This is a genomic window from Paenibacillus sp. J22P143 (genome assembly GCF_059692035.1).
In genome coordinates this window covers 489,283-508,394 of record NZ_JCAUAQ010000003.1, presented here as the reverse complement: position 1 = coordinate 508,394, position 19,112 = coordinate 489,283, and the positions used below count along the sequence as shown (strand labels likewise).

Sequence of the window (19,112 nt, the reverse complement as noted above, 5' to 3'; positions counted from 1 at the left end):
GTTAACCCCCATCATAATCCGATCCCTCCAAATAGAAAAACTGCATAGAAATAAATTCTACGCAGTCTTTAGAAAAACCTCTCAATATTGTATGTGTTTGTCAACAGCCCCAAACGGGATAGGTGCTTTTTTTTGCTTTGTACAATTTAATGTCATAATACTTGACATCTTCAATTGAAAGTATTACCATTTCAAATATATATCATGAATGATGTTATAAAATATGACATAAATATTATGTGAATAAGCAAGAAAGGAGGAGCCATGATGAAAAGATGGATACAAGCGATGGGTTCTGATCAGACGCGTATGCGAAATTTAACATACGATGAAGCTGTGGAAGCAGCCAGTGAAATGGCGAAAGGGGATTCAACAGACGCGCAATGCGCGGCATTCTTAATGGCGCTATGTATGAAAGGGGAAGCAGATGACGAATTGACGGCCTTTATCGATGTTTATCGCGGCTACTCCTTAAAATACAATGCTCAACCTAACTCGCTTAATTCAATAGGGCCTACGGAAGGGAGGAAGCGATTTCCCGTTACACTGCCTGTCAGCCTATTGCTTGCATCGGTGGGTTTCACACAAGTGATCCAAGGTGGTGAGGCGCTTCCGTCACGACAAGGGACAGCCATGAAAGAAATCATAGAAAGCTTAGGTGTGTCCTTACATCTTTCTGTGAAGGCTTGGCAATCCATGTTATTTCATATACACATTGGTTTTCTCCCTACGGAGCAGTTGTGTCCGCCAATTGGGCGACTTAAGCAGGTGCGAGAACAACTAGGTATACGAACGGTCATCGATACCATAGAGCGAGTTCTGAATCCTGTCCTTTCGACGAATTTAATTATCGGAGTGCAGCAACGTAAGTCCATGGAATCCTTGATTCCAATCTCGATCCGCACTGGCTTTCAACAAACTTATATCGTTAGTGGAATTGAGGGCTCTGAGGATTTGCCTCTTTATGAGAATAGTACGATTCGGATTGTGACACCATGGGGTGATGAGTCTCGGGTCGTCGAGCCACAGAAATTTGGATTCACAAGCACCCCTATGCCATCGCTTACGAAAGAGGATCAAATCACCATGGTGAAACGAATTATTGCTGGTGAGGATGGATTAGAAGTAAAACGCGAACGTGATCACGTCATTTTCAATACCGGGTTAAGATTAAAATGGTTTGAAAAAGTGGATACCTACGAGGAGGGCTTTCAGCTTGCCGAAGCCTTATTACAAAGGAAAGAAGCACAAAAAACCATGCAGCGTTGGATCGAGCAGAGCCAGTATTTGAAGCTGCAGGATCTTGCAGACAGCGATGATTCTCAGGCGGAAATCGGATGAAGACCTTACTATGAAGCTGTTCCTTAGACAGCGAATGGGGGGTCTTTTTTTATAAATATAGACGATATAGTTTCACGTATTAATTTGTCTATATTTTTAGATAAACACTGTGATACTTCCAAGTAGGAAGGAGTAGCCGTTTATTTCAGGGGGTTGGCGAATTGGTAGATGTTACAGCTAAAACTTAATCAATGTATATGTTACCATTTACTAGTGCCATTGTGATTCGTAATTACAAAACGCTAGGAGGCCTACATCATGAAGAAACAATTACTAGCTTTTGCTCTCATTCCTTCTCTTATATTTGGTGCTGTTACAGTCCCATTACCTAAAGCAACGTCTGCTGCAACCACTGGTGAAGTTGTTAGCAGTGTAAGCTTTCGCCAAAGCCCTGATGAGAATTCACCTCGTATCCGTTATTTAAAAGCTGGGGAACCCGTCTCCATTATAGATAAAGTAAATGCCTATTGGTATAGAATTCAAGTGACGAACGGCCAAATCGGTTATGTCTCAACAAATTCTAAGTACATTAAAGCAATCAGTCAAACGACGACGCCAACAACTGGAACAGGGCGGATCGTCGCTAGCGTGAGCTTCCGTACCGCTGCCAATCAGAATGCGACTCGAATTCGTTATCTGCAAGCGGGAGAAACGGTGCAAATTCTAGAGAAAGTAAATGCCTATTGGTATAAAGTCAAAGCATCAGATGGTCGTGAAGGCTACGTGAGTACAAGTCCTACTTACATTACAACTTCTGGTGTAGCAACATCTCCGGGTACTAACACAGGGGGGACAACGAGTGAAAAGGTTCAGAAAGTCATTGCGGCAGGCAAAAAATACTTAGGAACGCCGTATGAGTATGGGTCCAGCCGTGATAACACGTCTACGTTTGATTGTTCTGATTTTGTGCATCAGGTTTTCTTAGATGGCGTTGGACTGAACCTTCCGACCGACTCTAGAGGTCAAGGCGCGTTTGTGAAATCACTGGGACACAATGTGACGGATTGGCATAACCTCAAGGTTGGAGACCTCATGTTCTTTATGTCTTATAAAGGGACGGCGCAGTCCAATTATGCTGGACTAAATAAGTCTACACAAACGATTACGCATGTTGCGATTTATTTAGGCGATGGTCAAATCCTATCGACCTATTCAAAAGAAAGCGGCGGTGTCCGAATTGATTCCATCGCGAATCGACACTGGGAATATCGCTTCTTATTCGGAGGCAGTGCGCTATAGCACGGCAAACAAGCAAATAAGCAAACAAAGAGCAGATAACGAGAAATCGTTGTCTGCTCTTTTTCGGGCACAATCTTGAATTAGATTTGCAGCGGATCCAATAAAGGGTTCCAATGAATGATAGGTGTATCTGTTTCTACTTGAATCCCAGCGGAGCCTACCCAGGGATGCGTAGTAGGGCCAACGGTGAAATAATGTTCGAGTAAGCAGCGGAAAATATAAGGCATAGGTCGGTCTAAGATTGTCGCTCTAGGGACCCAGTGCAGATCACCTTCAGACGTAACGATTCGTGGATCCACATCTGTCTTGCCTACATAGAAAAATTGCTGACGTATTTCTTGGCCATTGAGCCGAAGTAAGACGTATTGCAGATGTAAGTCTTGAATTTCGTTCTGCTCAATGCCTGTTTCTTCCCATACTTCACGAAGGCATGCCGTTCTTGGTTGGCTAATTTCATGCGGTTCGAGATGACCGCCAATTGCGGCCCATAAGCCGGGGGAGAGCGTGCGGGTTAACGCGCGTTTCATCATAAGGAGCTCGTCATGCTTGTTCCATAAAAGTGCGGTAGACATCATTCGTAATGTAATCATGGAGAGATCCCCTCCCTTCGTTGGTTCCGTCTCAGCTTATCATAGAAAGGGAAGGGGCTGCAAAGGCGAATACTTGGATGCATTTTGCCTATTGCTTCACGAGGCATGATTCGATATAATGTCCTCTATAGGGAAACATTAGTCTTTTTGGAGAGGACGGTAGTAAGGTGCCGGAGAGCAAAGAGTTTCTTCCAACCATGAAGCACATCGGACCTGAGAGGTACTACTTAGTCCGTGAGGACATTCTTCCAGAAGGTGTTCTAAAGACAGCACAGGCCAAAGAGTTACTTGCGCGGGGTGAAGTGAAGACGATTCACGACGCTGTAGAACAAGTTGGGCTGAGCAGAAGCGCCTTCTATAAGTATAAAGATGGCATTCATCCACTCAGTAAGCTAGAACGTGAGCGAATTATTACGATTTCAATGGATCTAGAGCATCGGTCTGGGATATTGTCCCGTGTGCTCGCTCTCATCGCGAATTTGGATGGTAATGTATTGACCATTCATCAAACGATTCCATTACAAGGTATGGCCAACGTCGTCATATCATTAGAAATTTCATCCATGGGTGAAGAGATCCGGGAAATTGTGGATCGACTCGGGGCGCAAGACGGAGTTAAGCGTGCCATGGTCATCGGTCAAGGCAGTTAAGATAGCATACAATTCAGGAGGTAATTGAAATGAAGCCCATCAAGGTTGGTTTACTAGGTTTAGGTACTGTAGGAACAGGTGTAGTCCGTATTGTCGAAGGACATCAAGAGGATTTGCAGCGTCAAACAGGTTCAGTGATTGAAATTGCGAAAATTCTCGTGCAAGATAAATCGAAGCTTCGTAACATCTCTGTAGATGCAGATAAGCTAACCGAGAACGTCTGGGACGTGATTGGCGATAGTGACATCGATATCGTCGTTGAAGTTATGGGCGGCGTGGAAGCAACGAAGGCTCACATTTTAACCGCACTTGGGAATGGCAAGCACATCATTACGGCCAATAAGGACCTTATGGCGATGCATGGTGCGGAAATTCTAGCCAAAGCGGCTGAAAATAACTGTGATGTTTTTTATGAGGCAAGTGTTGCAGGCGGAATTCCAATTATTCGTGCGCTTGTGGAAGGCTTCTCTTCCGACCGCATCACGAAGATTATGGGGATTGTGAACGGAACAACGAACTACATTTTGACTAAAATGAGTCAAGAAGGCGCGGCGTATGCTGATGTGCTGAAGGAAGCACAGGAATTGGGCTATGCGGAAGCGGATCCGACATCTGATGTTGAAGGCTTAGATGCGGCTCGTAAAATGACGATCTTATCGACGCTTGGTTTTCATGCCAATGTCGCTTTGAGCGATGTGGAAGCGAAAGGGATTTCCAAGGTAACGAAGGAAGATATCCAATACGGTAAAAAGTTAGGCTATGAAGTGAAGCTGCTTGGTATCGCTGAAAATCATGATGGTCATATCTCCGTTAGCGTTCAACCGACAATGGTCAAAAATACGCACCCGCTAGCATCCGTTAATGGCGTATTCAATGCCGTTTACGTAACTGGTGAAGCAGTTGGCGAAACGATGTTCTATGGCGCAGGTGCCGGCGAGCTGCCAACAGCAACATCCGTTGTAGCTGACTTAGTGGCCGTCGTACGCAATTTGAAATTAGGGATCAACGGCCGTACTGTACAAGCTCCTTACAAAGAGAAGAAGCTTAAAACAGACGAACAAATCGCTTCCAAAAACTTCATTTTACTTCATGTTGAAGATAAAGCGGGTGTTCTCGCCCAAATTACACAAATTTTTGCAGAGCATGAGGTTAGCTTGGAATCCGTGTTCCAACATCCGAATAAATCAAATCCGAAGGCTGAGATCATCATTATTACGCACGATGCGAATCAAGCTAGCATGAAAAATGTATTGCATCAATTCGAATCCATGGACGTTATTCATGCGATTAAGAGCGTGTATCGTGTAGAAGGCTAGAAATCGGACCAGGGGCTGGACGGAGTAGCCGTTTATTTTAAGTGAAGAGAGGCGCAATTTCGAAATGAGCTACAAGACAGAACAAAAGGTAAGAGTGAAAGTACCGGCAAGCACGGCAAATCTAGGTCCCGGCTTTGACTCACTGGGGATGGCCCTGAACTTATATGCTTGGATTGATATGGCGATCTCTGATCAGACAAGAATTCAATTGATTGGCGATCAGATGAGTGGAATTCCTACGGATAAGTCGAATTTAATCTATAAGGTAGCTCAAATGGTATTTGATAAAGCAGGCGTTTCACACCCGGAGCTTGAGATTTCCATGTATAGTGAAATTCCACTCACGCGTGGTTTGGGAAGCAGCGCTTCAGCAATTGTAGGTGCACTTGCAGGAGCAAATGCCCTTATTGGGAATCGATTCTCAATCTATGAGCTGTTTCAAATCGCTTCGCGTTTGGAGAAGCACCCTGACAATGTGGGGGCAAGCCTGTACGGTGGGATTGTCGTTGCCTTCTGGGATGAAGAGAAGGCGGAATCGATCCGGATTGAGCCTGATCACAATTTGGAGGTGCTGGTGGCAATACCAGCCTTCCAGCTAGCGACAGAAAAGGCAAGAGGCGTAATGCCGCAGCATGTAACCATGAAGGATGCGGTGTTCAATCTCAGTCACTCCTCCTTGCTCGTTGCTGCATTAAGCACAGGAAACCTAGGCATGATCCGTTATGCAATGAAGGATAGATTGCATCAGCCCTACCGCGCAGCACTCATTCCTGGCATGAAGACATTATTGGATGAGTGTGAACATCATGGTGCGCTTGGTGTTGCTTTAAGCGGAGCGGGACCAACGATGCTAGCGCTCGTAGATGCGCGTAGTGAGAAGAAATCGGAGCTTGAAGCGTTCCTTCAAGGCACGTTGGCGAAGGAAGGCATTGAAGCTCAACTGTTATGGCTGAAGCCAAGCCAAGAAGGTGTGACGACGACAGAGCTTCAAAGTGGAGATGAGGGGCTTCTCAGTTTAGTAGAGAAAGAGGTGCTGGCATGAAACGAGTTGCCATACTTGGGCCAAGCACGTTCTCGGAGGAAGCTACACGTCACTTTCTAGGTGAGAATTTTACGTATGTGTCGTATAAGTTAATTTCTGAGGTTTTCAATGCCACTGCATCAGGTGAAACGGATCTGGGTGTTATCCCGATTGAGAATACGCTAGAGGGCTCCGTGCATCTGCATGTGGATTGGCTCGTTCATGAAGTCGATCTTCCGATTCGAGCGGAATGGGTATTTCCGATTGACATGAATCTCATTGGATTTCCGAGTCCAGATCCTGAAGTAGATGCCTCGAATCCATATCGGCACATTCGTAAAGTGTTGTCTCATCAAGTTGTGCCTGCGCAGTGCAACCAATTTATGAAGAAATATTTACGTGAGGCGGAGTTCGAGCAAGTGAGCTCTACAGCTGAGGGAGTACGCATTGTTTCTACGCTGCATGATCCAACGGTCGCGGCGATTGGTACGGCTATTGCCTCGACGAACTATGGCGTACCCATGCTGCAACGGGAGATTCAGGATCACAAGGATAACATGACGCGCTTCTTGCTTGTTGGCAAGGAAGCATCGGAGCTAATGTCGTCGGATGACATGAAGACGACGATTCTTGTCACACTGCCAGAGGATTACCCGGGTGCTTTGCATCAGGTGCTTTCGGCTTTTGCATGGCGGAGAATTAACCTGTCCAAGATTGAATCCAAGCCGACGAAAAAGAAGCTTGGTAACTATTATTTCTATATCGATATTGCCGGCAATATGGACTCTGTCCTTCTGCCTTCAGCTATTCAAGAGATTGAAGCTATTGGGTGTCAGGTTCGAATTTTGGGTTGCTATCCAAGCTATTCGTATATAGGTTCTTAGGGCAAATCCCTTGCGTTTATGACGCGAGGGATTTTTTTTGTGCGACAGGGGCAAAAGCCTAGAATCGCGCATAAACTGTAATATCATTATTGTGAATAAGCGAATGCTGACGCGGCCCAAGTTCAAGGCGATTGGAAGAGAAACGCGAAGGAGATGCTTTACGAAGTGAGTTTTCTGAAGAAAACTTTAAGGAGGTAAGGTTTTGAAAATCCATATTGTCAAAAAAGGCGATACCCTGTACGAACTCGCGAAAAAATACAACAACACCCTAGATCAGATTATCGCACTCAATCCGCAAATAGCCGACCCGAATCAGATTGAGATTGGGATGAAAGTGAAGATACCTTCTGTACCGAAACATGTAGATCCACCTGCATCTGACTTTGTTTACAAGCACGTCATACAGCAAGGTGACAGTTTGTGGAAGCTTGGGAAGGCTTGGGATGTGCCGTTGCAAGCGATGATTAAGGCTAATGCACATTTAAAGAATCCGAATGTACTTATGACGGGTGATGTTGTCTATGTCCCCAAAATGCAGCATGGACATACGCAAGGCAATCAGCACCACAAGAAGCTCTCTACCGAGCCATTTGCTCCCATGCCTATAATACCGACAATGCCGCCAGCAGATGCCTATCAACAGCCAATTATGCCAAGTCCACAAGCACCAGTAGTTGAAGTACCTCCGTTATCTACCGGGGAAACGGTACCTGTTGCGCCACAAGTGATGCCGGTTATTCCAGCCCCAGCCACGGATGGTCTTGGGCTCCATGAGCCATATGGGCAAGCGGTACATCCTTTTCAACAATTCCATATTAAGGCCACAGAGGTATTCGCTTATCCGGAGCAACAACACGAGGCAATGACTTATCCAGCGTATTCTCCGTATCAGGAAGAGCCGTGTGAGCCGCTAACGATGGTAGCCCCAGTTTCAGTAGTCGATGAAGGCTGTGGTTGCGGGGGACCTGTTATGAACGAGCATCCGTGGATGAATTATCCTACCCAGTATGCGAATGTACCTATGGGTAATCCATGGGATAATATGCCACAAGACATGTCGGCTATACCTGCCTTTTACCCGCCGCCAATGCCGTATGATCATCCAATGGCTCAGCACTATGCCTATCAGCATGACCCGTATGGCATTCCTTATGCAGGTGCCGGGCAGCACGCTCCATACGATGAAGCATCATTAATGCCTCAAGTTCATACACATGAGCTCAAAAAGGTATCCGATACCTTAGAGGAGATTGAAATTGACATTCGCGATAAGCAAAAAGCGGATCGACCGAAGTCCAATGGAAGTCGCACTACTCGAAAAGTAAAGCTTTCAGGAGCTTCAGCGTTGAGCAACTTCCTACAGCAACAACAACGAACTTCTGAGAAACGGGAAGTAAGTAAACCAAATAGCCCTTGGATTAATTTCTAAATGACAAAAAATAAGCCTCTAACCACGATTACAGCGTGGATAGAGGCTTATTTTTATTTTGAAGGGAATCAAGCGATCATGCCTAATGTGAAGAATGTCATTAAACCAATAACGAAATTCATACCCCACTTTTTACGAAGGAGCTCACGCCCTCGATGCAAGCGAGTTTTCACTGTCGTAATCGGCAGGTTCAGTCGCTCACTAATTTCTTGAAGAGAAAGCTCCTCTAAATAGTACAGAGTAATAATACCTTTATATTTATCTGCTAATTTATTAATGGATGCATGCATGTGCTCTTGAATTTCTGTTTGGAGCAGGGCATGCTCCGGAGATTGATCCTGACTAGCAAGCTTACTATAGTAGCTGTAATCATCATCGAGATCATTTAACTCCGCATCGAGGGATTGAACAGGTCTTTTTTTGCGTAGTAAATCTATGGCAACATTTTTTCCGATCCGATAAATCCAAGTTGAGAAATTTTGGCTTTCATCAAAGTGGTTTAAATTCAAATAAACGCGGATAAAGGTTTCTTGGACAATATCCTCGGAATCAGGACGGTTATGCAGCATTCGAAACGCAAGCTGTTGGATCTTATTACGATAAAGCTCGACTAACTCCACGAAAGCATTGCGATCGCCCCGTCTGGATAATTGAATTAATTGAAGTTCAGCCACATTCATGATGTTTCCCTCCTTAGAGTTGTCGTTTAGAAAAGGTGTACGAAAGTCTCATTTGCTTAATTCATATATATCGTCTTTCATACATGCCTATGAGAGTTTTTTATCTATCTTTGACTATATCATTTCTGCGGCTACAGTCAAATTCAAATGAGAGTTAGAGTCCTTTTATAACCATTTGTTACCGAAATCATGTAGGTTTCGTGACGCTTTATAGGGATCTTTGACGAAGTCAAAGTCTCTCTGCTAGGAATGGGGACTTGGACTTGAATGGGAGACAGAGGTTGTGTTCGAATTCGAGCTCCCTGATCCAACCTTATGAATTTCGTTCCATAAAGCCACACTTCCCCAGAATAAAATGACTCCGATAATAAGGAGAGTTGTGCGTTTAATTGGTTTTCTTCCGTTCAAGGTTTAATTCACCATCCGTCATGATTGGTTACATACTCTTCTATGGTAAATGATGTATAGTGCTTCTTGCAAATGGAAACAATACGAAAAAACAAGAAGAAGGGGATAACGTGAATGTACAACGGTTCTTGAAGCAATTGAAAAAAAGGCTACGCTGGAAACGCAGTTGGTTGACCCTAGGGATGTTCGTTCTAGTTGTTATGGTTACCTGGTTAGTTTTTGGTGATCATGACCGTCACAACCCGAAAGTTGCCATTCAAGCGACCATCGCTGGTTTAACGCCAGAAGATGATGTACGTCTTCTGGAAGCAACAAAGCGGTTGCAAACCATTTCGGATCGCAGAGAAAGCTATTTGCTCAAGTCCTATGTTTGTGGTGAAGAACGCATTCAATTGGGTTCGCATACGTCACAAGAATTACTCTCACTGCAGAAGCAACATCCTAGTTGGCAGTTAAATATCCAGGCAGCTGGCGAGGTTGTGTTTACGGAAAACATTGAAGATCTATCTCCAGACTGCAAAGAAAAAGCAGTATTCGGGATTGACGGCAGCAGCAACTTGTCGTTATTCAACGGTACCCCTGCAAACAATCACATTATTCGAACCTTTTTCCAACTCAATATACAGCAGTTAGAAAGCAGTTTGCCACGAGATACGGTTGCACAACTGCACGAGGGAATCAGAGTATCCGATATAGAGGAGTATAATAGCGTATTATCAACCTTCAGTGATTATGCCATAGAAGTTACGGAAGGTGCCATGTCGCGTCCCTAGTTCCAAGAATACCATAGATAATGCCCAAGAGATAGTTTCGGGAAATCCCGAGTCTATCTCTTTTTTTTGTTATCTGCTATAATGGAAAATGACTACATATGTTCGCTTTTTTATAGATGGGAGAGAAATGCTTTGCGTATTCTAGGGATTGATCCAGGGATCGCGATCGTAGGCTTTGGCTTTATTGATAAAATCGGCAGTAAACTAGTTCCGGTACAATATGGTTCGATTCAAACGGAAGCACATACAGATCCTGGTATCCGATTGAAGGATGTCTATGACGCTACAGTGCAATTGATAGAGAAATATAAACCAGATGTGATGTCCATTGAGAAATTATTTTTTAATCGAAATGTAACAACGGCATTCACAGTAGGCCAAGCGCGAGGTGTGATGATACTTGCGGGAGTGCAGGCTGGGTTGCCGATTGCTGAATATACACCGCTTCAGGTCAAGCAAGCTGTTGTCGGATATGGGAACGCAGAGAAGAAGCAGGTTCAGGAAATGGTCAAAATTCTACTGAAGCTTTCGCAAGTACCGAAACCGGATGATGTCGCCGATGCGCTAGCCATCGCTATTTGCCATGCACACTCCTCTGCACTTCAATCTATGATAAACGGGGCTGGAAAACGATGATAGATTTCTTACGAGGCAAGGTTGCACTACGTGAAAGTGATTACGCAGTCCTTGATGTAAATGGTGTAGGTTATCGGGTATTCTGTCCGAATCCATATGCGCTTTCGCATAAGGAAAACGAAGATGTTACGATGTTCATTCACTATCACGTGCGCGAAGACGCGCACCTTCTGTTTGGCTTTATCACACGTGATGAGCAGTCCTTATTTCGCTTATTACTAGATGTGAGTGGCATCGGTCCAAAGGTAGCACTGGGTATTCTGGCTGCAGGTGGAAGACCGGAAGCGGTCATTCTAGCGATTAGCCAAGAGAATCTAGCGTTTCTGACGAAGCTTCCGGGTATTGGGAAGAAAACGGCGCAACGTATTATTCTAGACTTGAAAGACAAGCTCGGCTCTGTGAGTTTCTCGAGTCCGGAAGCTGCTGTCGCCTTAAGTGTTGTCGGATCAGCACAATTAACAGAGGGCGGTTTGCCTTGGAGCGAGGCGAAGGAAGCCTTAATGACGCTTGGCTATACGGAGGCAGAGGTTGATCGTGCGTGGCTGCAAGTTAAGCCTAAGGCGGGGCCATCGGATACCGTTGATGTACTAGTAAAGCTTGCGCTGCAAGCTCTATTTACCATGTAAGAAACTGAACGTGCAAATGAAGGAGGGACACCATGGACAATGACCGGATCATATCGGCTAATTTTATGATGGAGGACAATGTGGTCGAGTATAGTCTACGTCCTCGTTATTTGGCTGAATATATCGGCCAGAAGCAGGCGAAGGAGAACCTCAAGATCTATATTGAAGCTGCCAAGATGAGGAAAGAAGCTCTAGATCATGTACTTCTATATGGACCGCCTGGACTTGGGAAAACAACATTATCTAACATTATCGCCAACGAGCTTGGCGTGAATATTCGTACAACCTCCGGGCCTGCCATTGAACGGCCTGGAGATCTTGCGGCCATCCTGACGAATCTGCAGGAGGGGGATGTGCTCTTCATCGATGAGATTCACCGACTCCACCGGACGGTGGAAGAGGTGCTATACCCAGCGATGGAGGATTTTGCCCTTGATATTATCATCGGCAAGGGGCCAAGTGCGCGCTCTGTGCGCCTTGACCTGCCGCCATTTACCTTGATCGGCGCCACGACGCGTGTTGGGCTGCTCTCTGCGCCTCTGCGCGACCGTTTCGGGGTCGTCAGTCGTCTGGAGTTCTACACGGTAGATGAGCTTAGCTACATCGTTAGTCGAACAGCCGACATCCTTCAGGTCGGCATCGTCGGCGAAGCTGCACGCGAGATCGGAATGCGCTCGCGGGGAACTCCGCGTATCGCCAATCGCTTGTTGAAGCGGGTACGCGACTTTGCCCAGGTGAGAGGCGACGGTATCATCACGATGGAGTTAGCGAAAGAGTCGCTAAGACTCCTGCAAGTGGATGATTTGGGCTTGGATGAAATTGACCATAAAATGCTGCGCGCTATTATTCAGAGCTTCCAAGGGGGCCCTGTCGGGCTTGAAACCATCGCAGCAACCATTGGTGAGGAAAGTCAAACGATTGAAGATGTTTACGAGCCGTATTTGCTTCAAATCGGTTTTATGCAGCGTACTCCTAGAGGTCGGACCGTGACGCCACAGGCCTATCATCACCTTGGGTTACCTGTACCAGAGCAACGTTAATTCGTTACGTCATTTGGTAAGCTTTTGCCGCTGCTGAAAGGGCGGGCAAGAGCTTTTTTTGTCTTTTTTTCTGCGAACAAACAAAACTTCTGTCTCTTGCTAGAGTCTACATTACTAGATGAACGGGAAAGAAAGGATACGATACCTTTATGTTTGGAAAACATCAGCTGGTTAACCCAAAGCGTATTGCCATCTTAACGACAGCGGCTTTCATATTTACAGCCATTTCATACGGGGGTTCTGAGGCCAATGCGGCGGGAATCAAGCATTTGGATCAGATTCGTGTTGCTCTTGTTATTAACGCTACCAAATATAAAAAGATAGAGCCGCTAGTTTCACTCTCATCACCGGGTGGCTTTGAGATCGGCGTTCGCAGCTCAGTTAACACGTTGGCAACGCCATGGGCTTCGATTTCGGATACAACCATTCGGATGTCATTAGATCAGTATAGTATGATGATGCTGGAAACGTCAGACTTCACAGCGGCAAAGACATTGAACGCAAAGCTTGCTGTGATGCCGGAGGAAAGCTATGTGTTAAGTCGTGCAAAGCTGGGGAAAATGGTGTATCAAGTCTATTACGGGAATCTGCCTACGAAGGCTGAAGCCGAGAATGCGGCAGCCCAAGCGTTAAAGGACACGTCGGTTGCTGCCTTGACGAAACCGGCTGCTCCAGCGATCAGTGGTCCCCTCCATTTGAGTGCGGGGACGTTTGCTTCAGAGGCGGCAGCACAGCAGCAAATCGCTGTGTATACACAAGCTGGTGTTATAGCTGATCTGGTTTTACAGGCAGATGGCACAGGTAAAGTTAGCTATGGCGTTTGGGTAGGTCGTGAGGCGACGGACGCCAAACTCGAGGCTGTGAAGCAAGAAGCGCTGAAAGCAGCGCCGGGCACACCTCTTCAAGCTGCGAATACGAAGGCTGCGTACTTGATCCGCAGGTCAGATGTAACCACCTCAAGCAGCCCTGCAGGCGCAGTGGTCCACTATGTGTCTGCCGTAGGTGAGCAGAAAACGGTGGTTCATCCTAAGAAACAGGGCATCGCTGTGAAAGAGCGTTTGGACCGTAGTTTCCGCGGAGATATGGAGATAAGCACGTATCATGATCGACTAGCCTTAGTGAATGAAGTTCCTATGGAACAGTACTTATATGGGGTTATAGGTGCAGAGCTTAGCTCGCAATGGCCAACAGAAGCGTTGAAGGCGCAGGCTGTTGCGGCGCGAACGTATGCGATCTATCAAGGGAATAAGTATGAGATCGCACAAGTTACAGATACAACACTTGACCAGGCGTACTACGGCTTGGATAAAGAATTTACTGCCGGCAATCAAGCGGTTGATGCAACGAAGGATGAAGTCATTTCAGATAAACGAGGCTTGATTTCACCTGTATTTGGGTCGAATGCTGGTGGCATTACAGCGGATTCTACGGAGGCATGGGGGAATTCAGTCGATTATCTGCGTAGTGTTCCAAGCCCGGATGAAGGCGCTGAGCAGGGCAAAGCCATTTGGTATCAGATTCAACTGACAGACGGTCGTATCGGCTTTGTACATAGCATGTATGTAAAGGATAGTGGACAGAAAGACAAGGCAGGTAAGGCTATTTATGAGGCGACAGAGCAGGATGTCAATGTGCGTCTTGCGCCTTATGTGGATAATGTTGCCAATCCTGCGATAGCTAAACTGGCTGCCAAAGAGAAAGTCGTCATTCTTGATCAAGAGCGGGAATCGAATGCTTATTCCTGGATTAGAGGTCCTTATACATTAAGTGAAATCAAAAGTAAGCTTGAAGCCGCTAAGATAACCATCAACGGGGAGTTGACCTCGTTGGAGGTTTCCAAGAGAGGCCCTTCTGGCCGAGCTATCGAGTTGAAAGCGAACGGTATTGTCGTGAAGTTGGATAATCCGGATGCCATTCGCGCTGCACTTGGTGGTTTACCAAGCACACTGTTTGAAATAGAAGGAGCAGGCAGTTATACTGGTACTAGCTCTAATGTTCCAAGCTTAGCTATCCTGAGCAGCACGGGTGTTGTTGCGAGCAGTTTGTCCTCCGATAGTGTCTATGTGTTATCTGGCAAACAATCACAGCCGACTGCCGTGAAGAAAGTGGATTTAATGATGTTAAGCAGTACGGGCTTAAGTAAGCCTGCGTTGACAGGAACGGGGTCTCATGGCATCCCAAGCAAAGGAACGACTACCCTGCAAGGAAATCAAATTATTTTCCGTGGAAAAGGGTTTGGTCATGGTGTAGGTATGTCGCAATGGGGTGCAAAAGGCTTTGCTGATAAGGGCTACGATTACAAAAAAATACTTCAGACTTACTATACTGGGGTTAACATAACGAAGGAATGAATAACTAACATGGAAGTACAAGCATTCGATTTTGAATTACCTGAATCCTTGATTGCCCAGACGCCGCTGCTGCAACGCACGGCGTCTAGATTGCTTACACTGAATAAAGAAACAGGCGAAACCGCTCATCGCACATTTGAAGATCTGATCGACTACCTAGAAGCCGGGGATTTACTCGTGATGAATGACACACGAGTCATTCCAGCACGGCTTTTTGGTATGAAGAAAGACACAGGCGCTAAAGTTGAATTATTGTTACTGAAGCCACTCGGCGAGGATCGTTGGGAGGCTTTAGTCAAGCCAGGCAAACGCATGCAATTAGGGGCCATTGCGGAATTCGGCGTGACAACTGACGAGGGAAGTGAACCGCTTCTAACTGCGGAAGTCGTAGAGGTGGGAGACATGGGAGCTCGTGTGCTGCAATTCAGGTACACAGGTATTTTCAATGAAATCCTTGATCGATTAGGCGAGATGCCGCTTCCTCCCTATATCAAGGAGCAACTATCGGAGCGGGAACGATACCAAACCGTCTATGCGAAGCATGAAGGGTCATCCGCCGCACCAACAGCAGGCTTGCACTTTACAGAGGACTATTTGGAAAGAGTAAAGGCCAAGGGCATTCGGCTTGCCTTCGTAACGCTGCATGTAGGTCTAGGGACATTCCGCCCTGTATCGGTGGATAAGATCGAGGATCACCAAATGCATGCCGAGTATTACATACTATCAGGGGAAACAGCATCTCTCATTAATGAGACCAAATCAGCGGGTAAACGCGTTATCGCTGTCGGAACGACATCTGCTCGGACGTTGGAAACAGCCGCTGGATTGAGCCGTGAGCAAGCAGGCTGCATAGAGGGCGAACCTTTACTTATTCAGCCTTCGCAGGGCTGGACGTCGATTTTCATTTATCCCGGCTACACGTTTGGCGTCGTAGATGCGTTGCTAACGAATTTTCATCTACCAAAGTCAACATTACTCATGCTCATTAGTGCATTGGCTGGCAAGACGAATGTCATGCGAGCTTACGAAGAAGCTGTGAAAGAGCAGTATCGATTTTTCAGTTTTGGCGACGCCATGCTGATTTACTAAGACAATAAACGAACAAGATGAGTAAGCTTAGAATAGGAAGTGGATAACATGACAGCAGCAGTAACTTATGAACCGATCAAAACCTGTAAACAATCCGGCGCTCGTTTAGGCCGCGTGCACACCCCGCATGGCGTTATTGAAACGCCGGCATTTATGCCAGTGGGCACACAGGCAACTGTGAAAACGATGAGTCCAGAAGAATTAAAAACAATGGACGCCCAAATCATTTTAAGCAATACGTACCATTTGTTCATTCGTCCTGGACATGAAATTGTGAAAGATGCTGGCGGATTACACAAGTTCATGAATTGGGATCGTCCCATCCTAACGGACAGTGGTGGGTTTCAAGTATTTAGCTTAAGTAATATGCGTAAAATTACCGAGGAAGGCGTTACTTTCAAATCGCATTTGAATGGTGACAAGCTATTTCTTTCTCCGGAAAAGGCAATGGAGATTCAGAATGCGCTAGGTTCGGACATCATGATGGCTTTTGACGAATGTCCGCCATTCCCAGCTGAATATGAATATGTGAAAAAATCGTTGGAGCGTACGACGCGGTGGGCTGAGCGCTGTCTCCAAAGTCATGCTAGACCCCAGGATCAAGGCTTGTTTGCCATCATCCAAGGCGGCATGCATGAGGATCTCCGCAAGCTGAGCGCAGAGCAGTTGACTTCCATGGATTTCCCGGGGTATGCTATTGGTGGACTGAGTGTAGGTGAGCCTAAGCATTTGATGTATGAAGTGCTAGATTACACGACACCTTTAATGCCTGCGAACAAGCCTCGTTATCTGATGGGAGTTGGCTCACCGGACGCCCTAATTGAAGGCGCTATTCGAGGCATTGATATGTTCGATTGTGTGTTACCGACGCGGATTGCTAGAAACGGGACTTGCATGACAAGTTCAGGACGTCTTGTTATTCGTAACGCGAAATATGCGACTGACTTTGGTCCGCTAGATGCCAAATGTTCCTGTTACACGTGTACGAACTATAGCCGCGCGTATATTCGTCACCTCATCAAAGCGGATGAAACGTTTGGCATTCGATTAACGACGATTCATAATCTTCACTTTCTACTACAGCTTATGCGTGAGGTTAGAGAAGCTATTAAGGAAGATCGATTACTTGATTTCCGTGATACCTTCTTTGCTGATTACGGGCTGAATGATAATGAAAGAGGATTCTAAGAGAGGAGGATACCGATGTTTTTATCAGCTGAAGAAACTACTGGAGCAGTAAGTTACTTGTATACATACGGGCCTTTAGTGCTCATGTTCGTCGTTCTGTACTTCTTACTTATTCGTCCACAGCAAAAAAGACAGAAAACACGTAGTCAAATGCTCGGAGGATTGAAAAAAGGGGATAAGGTTGTAACGATTGGCGGACTTCATGGCACAATTGTAGAAATCACAGATGACATTTGTGTACTTCGTGTCAACGATGCAACGAAAATGACATTTGATCGCTCAGCGGTTAATGCGGTTGCACAAACGACTGCTGCTAAGGAATAAATTTAAAAAGCGAGGACCTATAATAGGCTCTCGCTTTTGTTTGTATATCCACTTGAAATTAATATTCGTTATTCTTTACTCGACGCTTGAGGAGTGCGCGCTCACCAAGGATGAGACGACCTTCGGCAATACGAAGACCCATTCGTGCAGCTACGACACCAAGTAGAACACCGGCACACATATCAGATACCCAGTGAATGCCTAGATAGAAGATTGTGAAAATAATAATGGCTGCTGTGCTGGGAACGAAAATTTTCCAAAACGTATTTCGACTTTTTACTGCGATGACCGCCATTGAAATGGAAATCGAAGTGTGTAAGCTAGGAAAGCAATTGTCTAGACCTGATAATGGTCTGTAATCTTGCTCGAATGTTGGGAATACATCTAAGATAAGTAGATCTACTTTTGGATGGAAAAACCATACTTCATTAACCGGGAAGAAGAGATAAAACGGAATGGCAATCATATAATTGAACATGAGTGCATAACAGACCGCATAGAAAAGCTTATGTTTCTTCTGGTACGTGTAGATTGCAATGGAAGTAATCATGATGGATGGGAAAATAATAACATAGAAATAACTGCAAATGACCGTAAGAATATCATTGTGGAAAAAGTTTTGAATCGTTGCAACAAAGTCACCCTCGATGCCGTAGATCGACTTCGTAAAATCGGCTTTGTATTGCATCCCTTTTTCGATGGCCATCTCCATCTTGTTGAACATTAAAATCATAATCAACGCGATGAAATGAAAAAGGAATTTGCGTGAAGTAAATATTTCTTGAACCAAGCTGCTCGCAATGGTGTATGGACTCTTTCGCGTTGCGATAATTACAAAAGCGAAAATTGTTAGTACAATATAGACTGTCGCATGCGTCATAGATTGAAAAGGGCTCATGTTATATCCCCCCCCTATATATTGGAAGTTTTGTGCGGCAATAACTATGACATTATACCACATTCAACGGGGGGGAAGTGTAATCTTCACGGAAAAAACTTATTTTTGCGTATTTACACCAAGTATGCCTCCGAGCGCCCCAGATGCGAATAAAATGCCAAGTAATTGGAGGGATTGAAGATTCAACCCTGCATCAAATGCCAGAAAACCGACTAAGAAAATAAGTAAGAAATAGAAGACGCCTACCATGCCCCCATGATACCAGCCGCGGCTCCCGGCTCTTTTACCTGAAACCCATCCTCCAATAAATAAAGAGACCGCGTGGATGATCGTTGTAAGTGTGTGTAAGGAGCTTTCTTGTGTGCTTGTTAAAAGCAAAAACAAGGAGGTTAAGATGGTTCCAATGGTCATCATCGTAAATGAATAGACGAGTCCTGAAAATAATGGTGATGTTATTCGAACCTGACTGACCGTTTTCATAGGGTTCACAGGCATCATTCCTTTCCTATATTCGAACGCTTCATTATCATCATTGTATGGCCAAGCACATAGAATTAGTACAAACTATTTAAAGCGTATGCTGCAGATAGCGAGTTTTGACGCTGCAATACTCCGCTTCGCTTGCGTGG

19 protein-coding genes are annotated in these 19,112 nt (G+C 45.5%); 15 read left to right on the top strand and 4 right to left on the bottom strand.

The features are described from left to right. The first annotated feature begins 267 nt into the window (after window positions 1–267). Both AC58PQ_RS09105 and AC58PQ_RS09100 read left to right on the top strand, forming a co-directional pair. Window positions 268–1,341, top strand: coding sequence for an anthranilate phosphoribosyltransferase (locus AC58PQ_RS09105; protein WP_497241634.1), 1,074 nt, complete (start codon window positions 268–270; stop codon window positions 1,339–1,341). A 258-nt stretch (window positions 1,342–1,599) separates the two neighbouring features. After that, on the top strand, window positions 1,600–2,580 hold the full coding sequence (locus AC58PQ_RS09100) for a C40 family peptidase (protein WP_497241633.1): 981 nt from the start codon (window positions 1,600–1,602) through the stop codon (window positions 2,578–2,580). 80 nt (window positions 2,581–2,660) lie between these two features. Here the strand turns inward: AC58PQ_RS09100 and AC58PQ_RS09095 are convergent, their stop codons facing one another. Beyond that, window positions 2,661–3,170, bottom strand: a complete 510-nt coding sequence (locus tag AC58PQ_RS09095; RefSeq protein ID WP_497241632.1) for an NUDIX domain-containing protein — start codon at window positions 3,168–3,170, stop codon at window positions 2,661–2,663. Window positions 3,171–3,367: 197 nt separating this feature from the next. On the opposite strand from AC58PQ_RS09095, the gene AC58PQ_RS09090 reads away from it, so the two are divergent. The 5 genes from AC58PQ_RS09090 (at window position 3,368) to AC58PQ_RS09070 (ending at window position 8,470) form a co-directional block, all read left to right on the top strand. After that, window positions 3,368–3,820 carry an ACT domain-containing protein gene (locus tag AC58PQ_RS09090; protein ID WP_056610603.1) on the top strand — a complete coding sequence of 151 codons (453 nt, stop codon included), beginning with the start codon at window positions 3,368–3,370 and terminating at the stop codon, window positions 3,818–3,820. 29 nt (window positions 3,821–3,849) lie between these two features. After that, entirely contained in the window at window positions 3,850–5,136 is a 1,287-nt protein-coding gene (locus AC58PQ_RS09085) for a homoserine dehydrogenase (RefSeq protein ID WP_497241631.1), read from the top strand. Window positions 5,137–5,200: 64 nt separating this feature from the next. Next, window positions 5,201–6,178 (top strand): homoserine kinase, encoded by a 978-nt coding sequence (thrB, locus tag AC58PQ_RS09080; RefSeq protein WP_497241630.1) that lies wholly within the window; start codon window positions 5,201–5,203, stop codon window positions 6,176–6,178. Then, complete coding sequence (pheA, locus tag AC58PQ_RS09075; protein WP_497241629.1) at window positions 6,175–7,041, top strand: prephenate dehydratase; 867 nt, start codon at window positions 6,175–6,177, stop codon at window positions 7,039–7,041. Before thrB ends, pheA begins: the two co-directional genes overlap by 4 nt. 202 nt (window positions 7,042–7,243) lie before the next feature. After that, on the top strand, window positions 7,244–8,470 hold the full coding sequence (locus AC58PQ_RS09070) for a LysM peptidoglycan-binding domain-containing protein (RefSeq protein WP_497241628.1): 1,227 nt from the start codon (window positions 7,244–7,246) through the stop codon (window positions 8,468–8,470). Between the two features lie 68 nt (window positions 8,471–8,538). On the opposite strand, the gene sigW is transcribed toward AC58PQ_RS09070, so the two are convergent. Continuing rightward, window positions 8,539–9,150 (bottom strand): RNA polymerase sigma factor SigW, encoded by a 612-nt coding sequence (gene sigW, locus AC58PQ_RS09065; protein ID WP_497241627.1) that lies wholly within the window; start codon window positions 9,148–9,150, stop codon window positions 8,539–8,541. Window positions 9,151–9,668: 518 nt separating this feature from the next. Here sigW and AC58PQ_RS09060 point away from each other — a divergent pair. From AC58PQ_RS09060 to yajC, 8 genes are all read left to right on the top strand, one after another. Further along, window positions 9,669–10,331, top strand: coding sequence for a BofC C-terminal domain-containing protein (locus AC58PQ_RS09060; RefSeq protein WP_497241626.1), 663 nt, complete (start codon window positions 9,669–9,671; stop codon window positions 10,329–10,331). A gap of 132 nt (window positions 10,332–10,463) precedes the next feature. Next, on the top strand, window positions 10,464–10,967 hold the full coding sequence (ruvC, locus tag AC58PQ_RS09055; RefSeq protein WP_497241625.1) for a crossover junction endodeoxyribonuclease RuvC: 504 nt from the start codon (window positions 10,464–10,466) through the stop codon (window positions 10,965–10,967). Further along, window positions 10,964–11,593, top strand: a complete 630-nt coding sequence (gene ruvA, locus AC58PQ_RS09050; RefSeq protein WP_497241624.1) for a Holliday junction branch migration protein RuvA — start codon at window positions 10,964–10,966, stop codon at window positions 11,591–11,593. Before ruvC ends, ruvA begins: the two co-directional genes overlap by 4 nt. Window positions 11,594–11,625: 32 nt before the next feature. After that, the gene (gene ruvB, locus AC58PQ_RS09045) at window positions 11,626–12,633 is read left to right on the top strand and encodes a Holliday junction branch migration DNA helicase RuvB (protein ID WP_477595753.1); all 1,008 of its coding nucleotides are present in this window, start codon (window positions 11,626–11,628) and stop codon (window positions 12,631–12,633) included. 149 nt (window positions 12,634–12,782) lie between these two features. Further along, window positions 12,783–14,984, top strand: a complete 2,202-nt coding sequence (locus AC58PQ_RS09040; protein WP_497241623.1) for a SpoIID/LytB domain-containing protein — start codon at window positions 12,783–12,785, stop codon at window positions 14,982–14,984. A gap of 9 nt (window positions 14,985–14,993) precedes the next feature. Beyond that, the gene (gene queA / locus AC58PQ_RS09035) at window positions 14,994–16,073 is read left to right on the top strand and encodes a tRNA preQ1(34) S-adenosylmethionine ribosyltransferase-isomerase QueA (protein WP_497241622.1); all 1,080 of its coding nucleotides are present in this window, start codon (window positions 14,994–14,996) and stop codon (window positions 16,071–16,073) included. 48 nt (window positions 16,074–16,121) lie between these two features. Continuing rightward, window positions 16,122–17,261: a tRNA guanosine(34) transglycosylase Tgt gene (tgt, locus tag AC58PQ_RS09030; RefSeq protein ID WP_497241621.1), complete on the top strand. Its 1,140-nt coding sequence runs from the start codon at window positions 16,122–16,124 to the stop codon at window positions 17,259–17,261. 15 nt (window positions 17,262–17,276) lie between these two features. After that, window positions 17,277–17,585 carry a preprotein translocase subunit YajC gene (gene yajC / locus AC58PQ_RS09025; protein ID WP_497241620.1) on the top strand — a complete coding sequence of 103 codons (309 nt, stop codon included), beginning with the start codon at window positions 17,277–17,279 and terminating at the stop codon, window positions 17,583–17,585. Between the two features lie 58 nt (window positions 17,586–17,643). Here yajC and AC58PQ_RS09020 read toward each other — a convergent pair whose 3' ends face one another. Together AC58PQ_RS09020 and AC58PQ_RS09015 are read right to left on the bottom strand one after the other, a co-directional pair. Then, a complete protein-coding gene (locus tag AC58PQ_RS09020; protein WP_497241619.1) occupies window positions 17,644–18,483 on the bottom strand; it encodes a phosphatase PAP2 family protein in 840 nt (279 codons plus the stop codon). 99 nt (window positions 18,484–18,582) lie between these two features. After that, window positions 18,583–18,963, bottom strand: a complete 381-nt coding sequence (locus AC58PQ_RS09015; RefSeq protein WP_497241651.1) for a TIGR04086 family membrane protein — start codon at window positions 18,961–18,963, stop codon at window positions 18,583–18,585. Window positions 18,964–19,112: the final 149 nt, after the last annotated feature.

Bases quoted from the DNA above. Each gene is read 5' to 3' on its own strand.
- AC58PQ_RS09040 (WP_497241623.1), top strand. From the start codon at position 12,783: ATGTTTGGAAAACATCAGCTGGTTAACCCAAAGCGTATTGCCATCTTA.
- pheA (WP_497241629.1), top strand. From the start codon at position 6,175: ATGAAACGAGTTGCCATACTTGGGCCAAGCACGTTCTCGGAGGAAGCT.
- AC58PQ_RS09105 (WP_497241634.1), top strand. From the start codon at position 268: ATGAAAAGATGGATACAAGCGATGGGTTCTGATCAGACGCGTATGCGA.
- ruvA (WP_497241624.1), top strand. From the start codon at position 10,964: ATGATAGATTTCTTACGAGGCAAGGTTGCACTACGTGAAAGTGATTAC.
- sigW (WP_497241627.1), bottom strand. From the start codon at position 9,150: ATGAATGTGGCTGAACTTCAATTAATTCAATTATCCAGACGGGGCGAT.
- thrB (WP_497241630.1), top strand. From the start codon at position 5,201: ATGAGCTACAAGACAGAACAAAAGGTAAGAGTGAAAGTACCGGCAAGC.
- AC58PQ_RS09095 (WP_497241632.1), bottom strand. From the start codon at position 3,170: ATGATTACATTACGAATGATGTCTACCGCACTTTTATGGAACAAGCAT.
- AC58PQ_RS09015 (WP_497241651.1), bottom strand. From the start codon at position 18,963: ATGAAAACGGTCAGTCAGGTTCGAATAACATCACCATTATTTTCAGGA.
- AC58PQ_RS09090 (WP_056610603.1), top strand. From the start codon at position 3,368: ATGAAGCACATCGGACCTGAGAGGTACTACTTAGTCCGTGAGGACATT.
- ruvB (WP_477595753.1), top strand. From the start codon at position 11,626: ATGGACAATGACCGGATCATATCGGCTAATTTTATGATGGAGGACAAT.
- AC58PQ_RS09020 (WP_497241619.1), bottom strand. From the start codon at position 18,483: ATGAGCCCTTTTCAATCTATGACGCATGCGACAGTCTATATTGTACTA.
- AC58PQ_RS09100 (WP_497241633.1), top strand. From the start codon at position 1,600: ATGAAGAAACAATTACTAGCTTTTGCTCTCATTCCTTCTCTTATATTT.
- tgt (WP_497241621.1), top strand. From the start codon at position 16,122: ATGACAGCAGCAGTAACTTATGAACCGATCAAAACCTGTAAACAATCC.
- yajC (WP_497241620.1), top strand. From the start codon at position 17,277: ATGTTTTTATCAGCTGAAGAAACTACTGGAGCAGTAAGTTACTTGTAT.
- queA (WP_497241622.1), top strand. From the start codon at position 14,994: ATGGAAGTACAAGCATTCGATTTTGAATTACCTGAATCCTTGATTGCC.
- AC58PQ_RS09085 (WP_497241631.1), top strand. From the start codon at position 3,850: ATGAAGCCCATCAAGGTTGGTTTACTAGGTTTAGGTACTGTAGGAACA.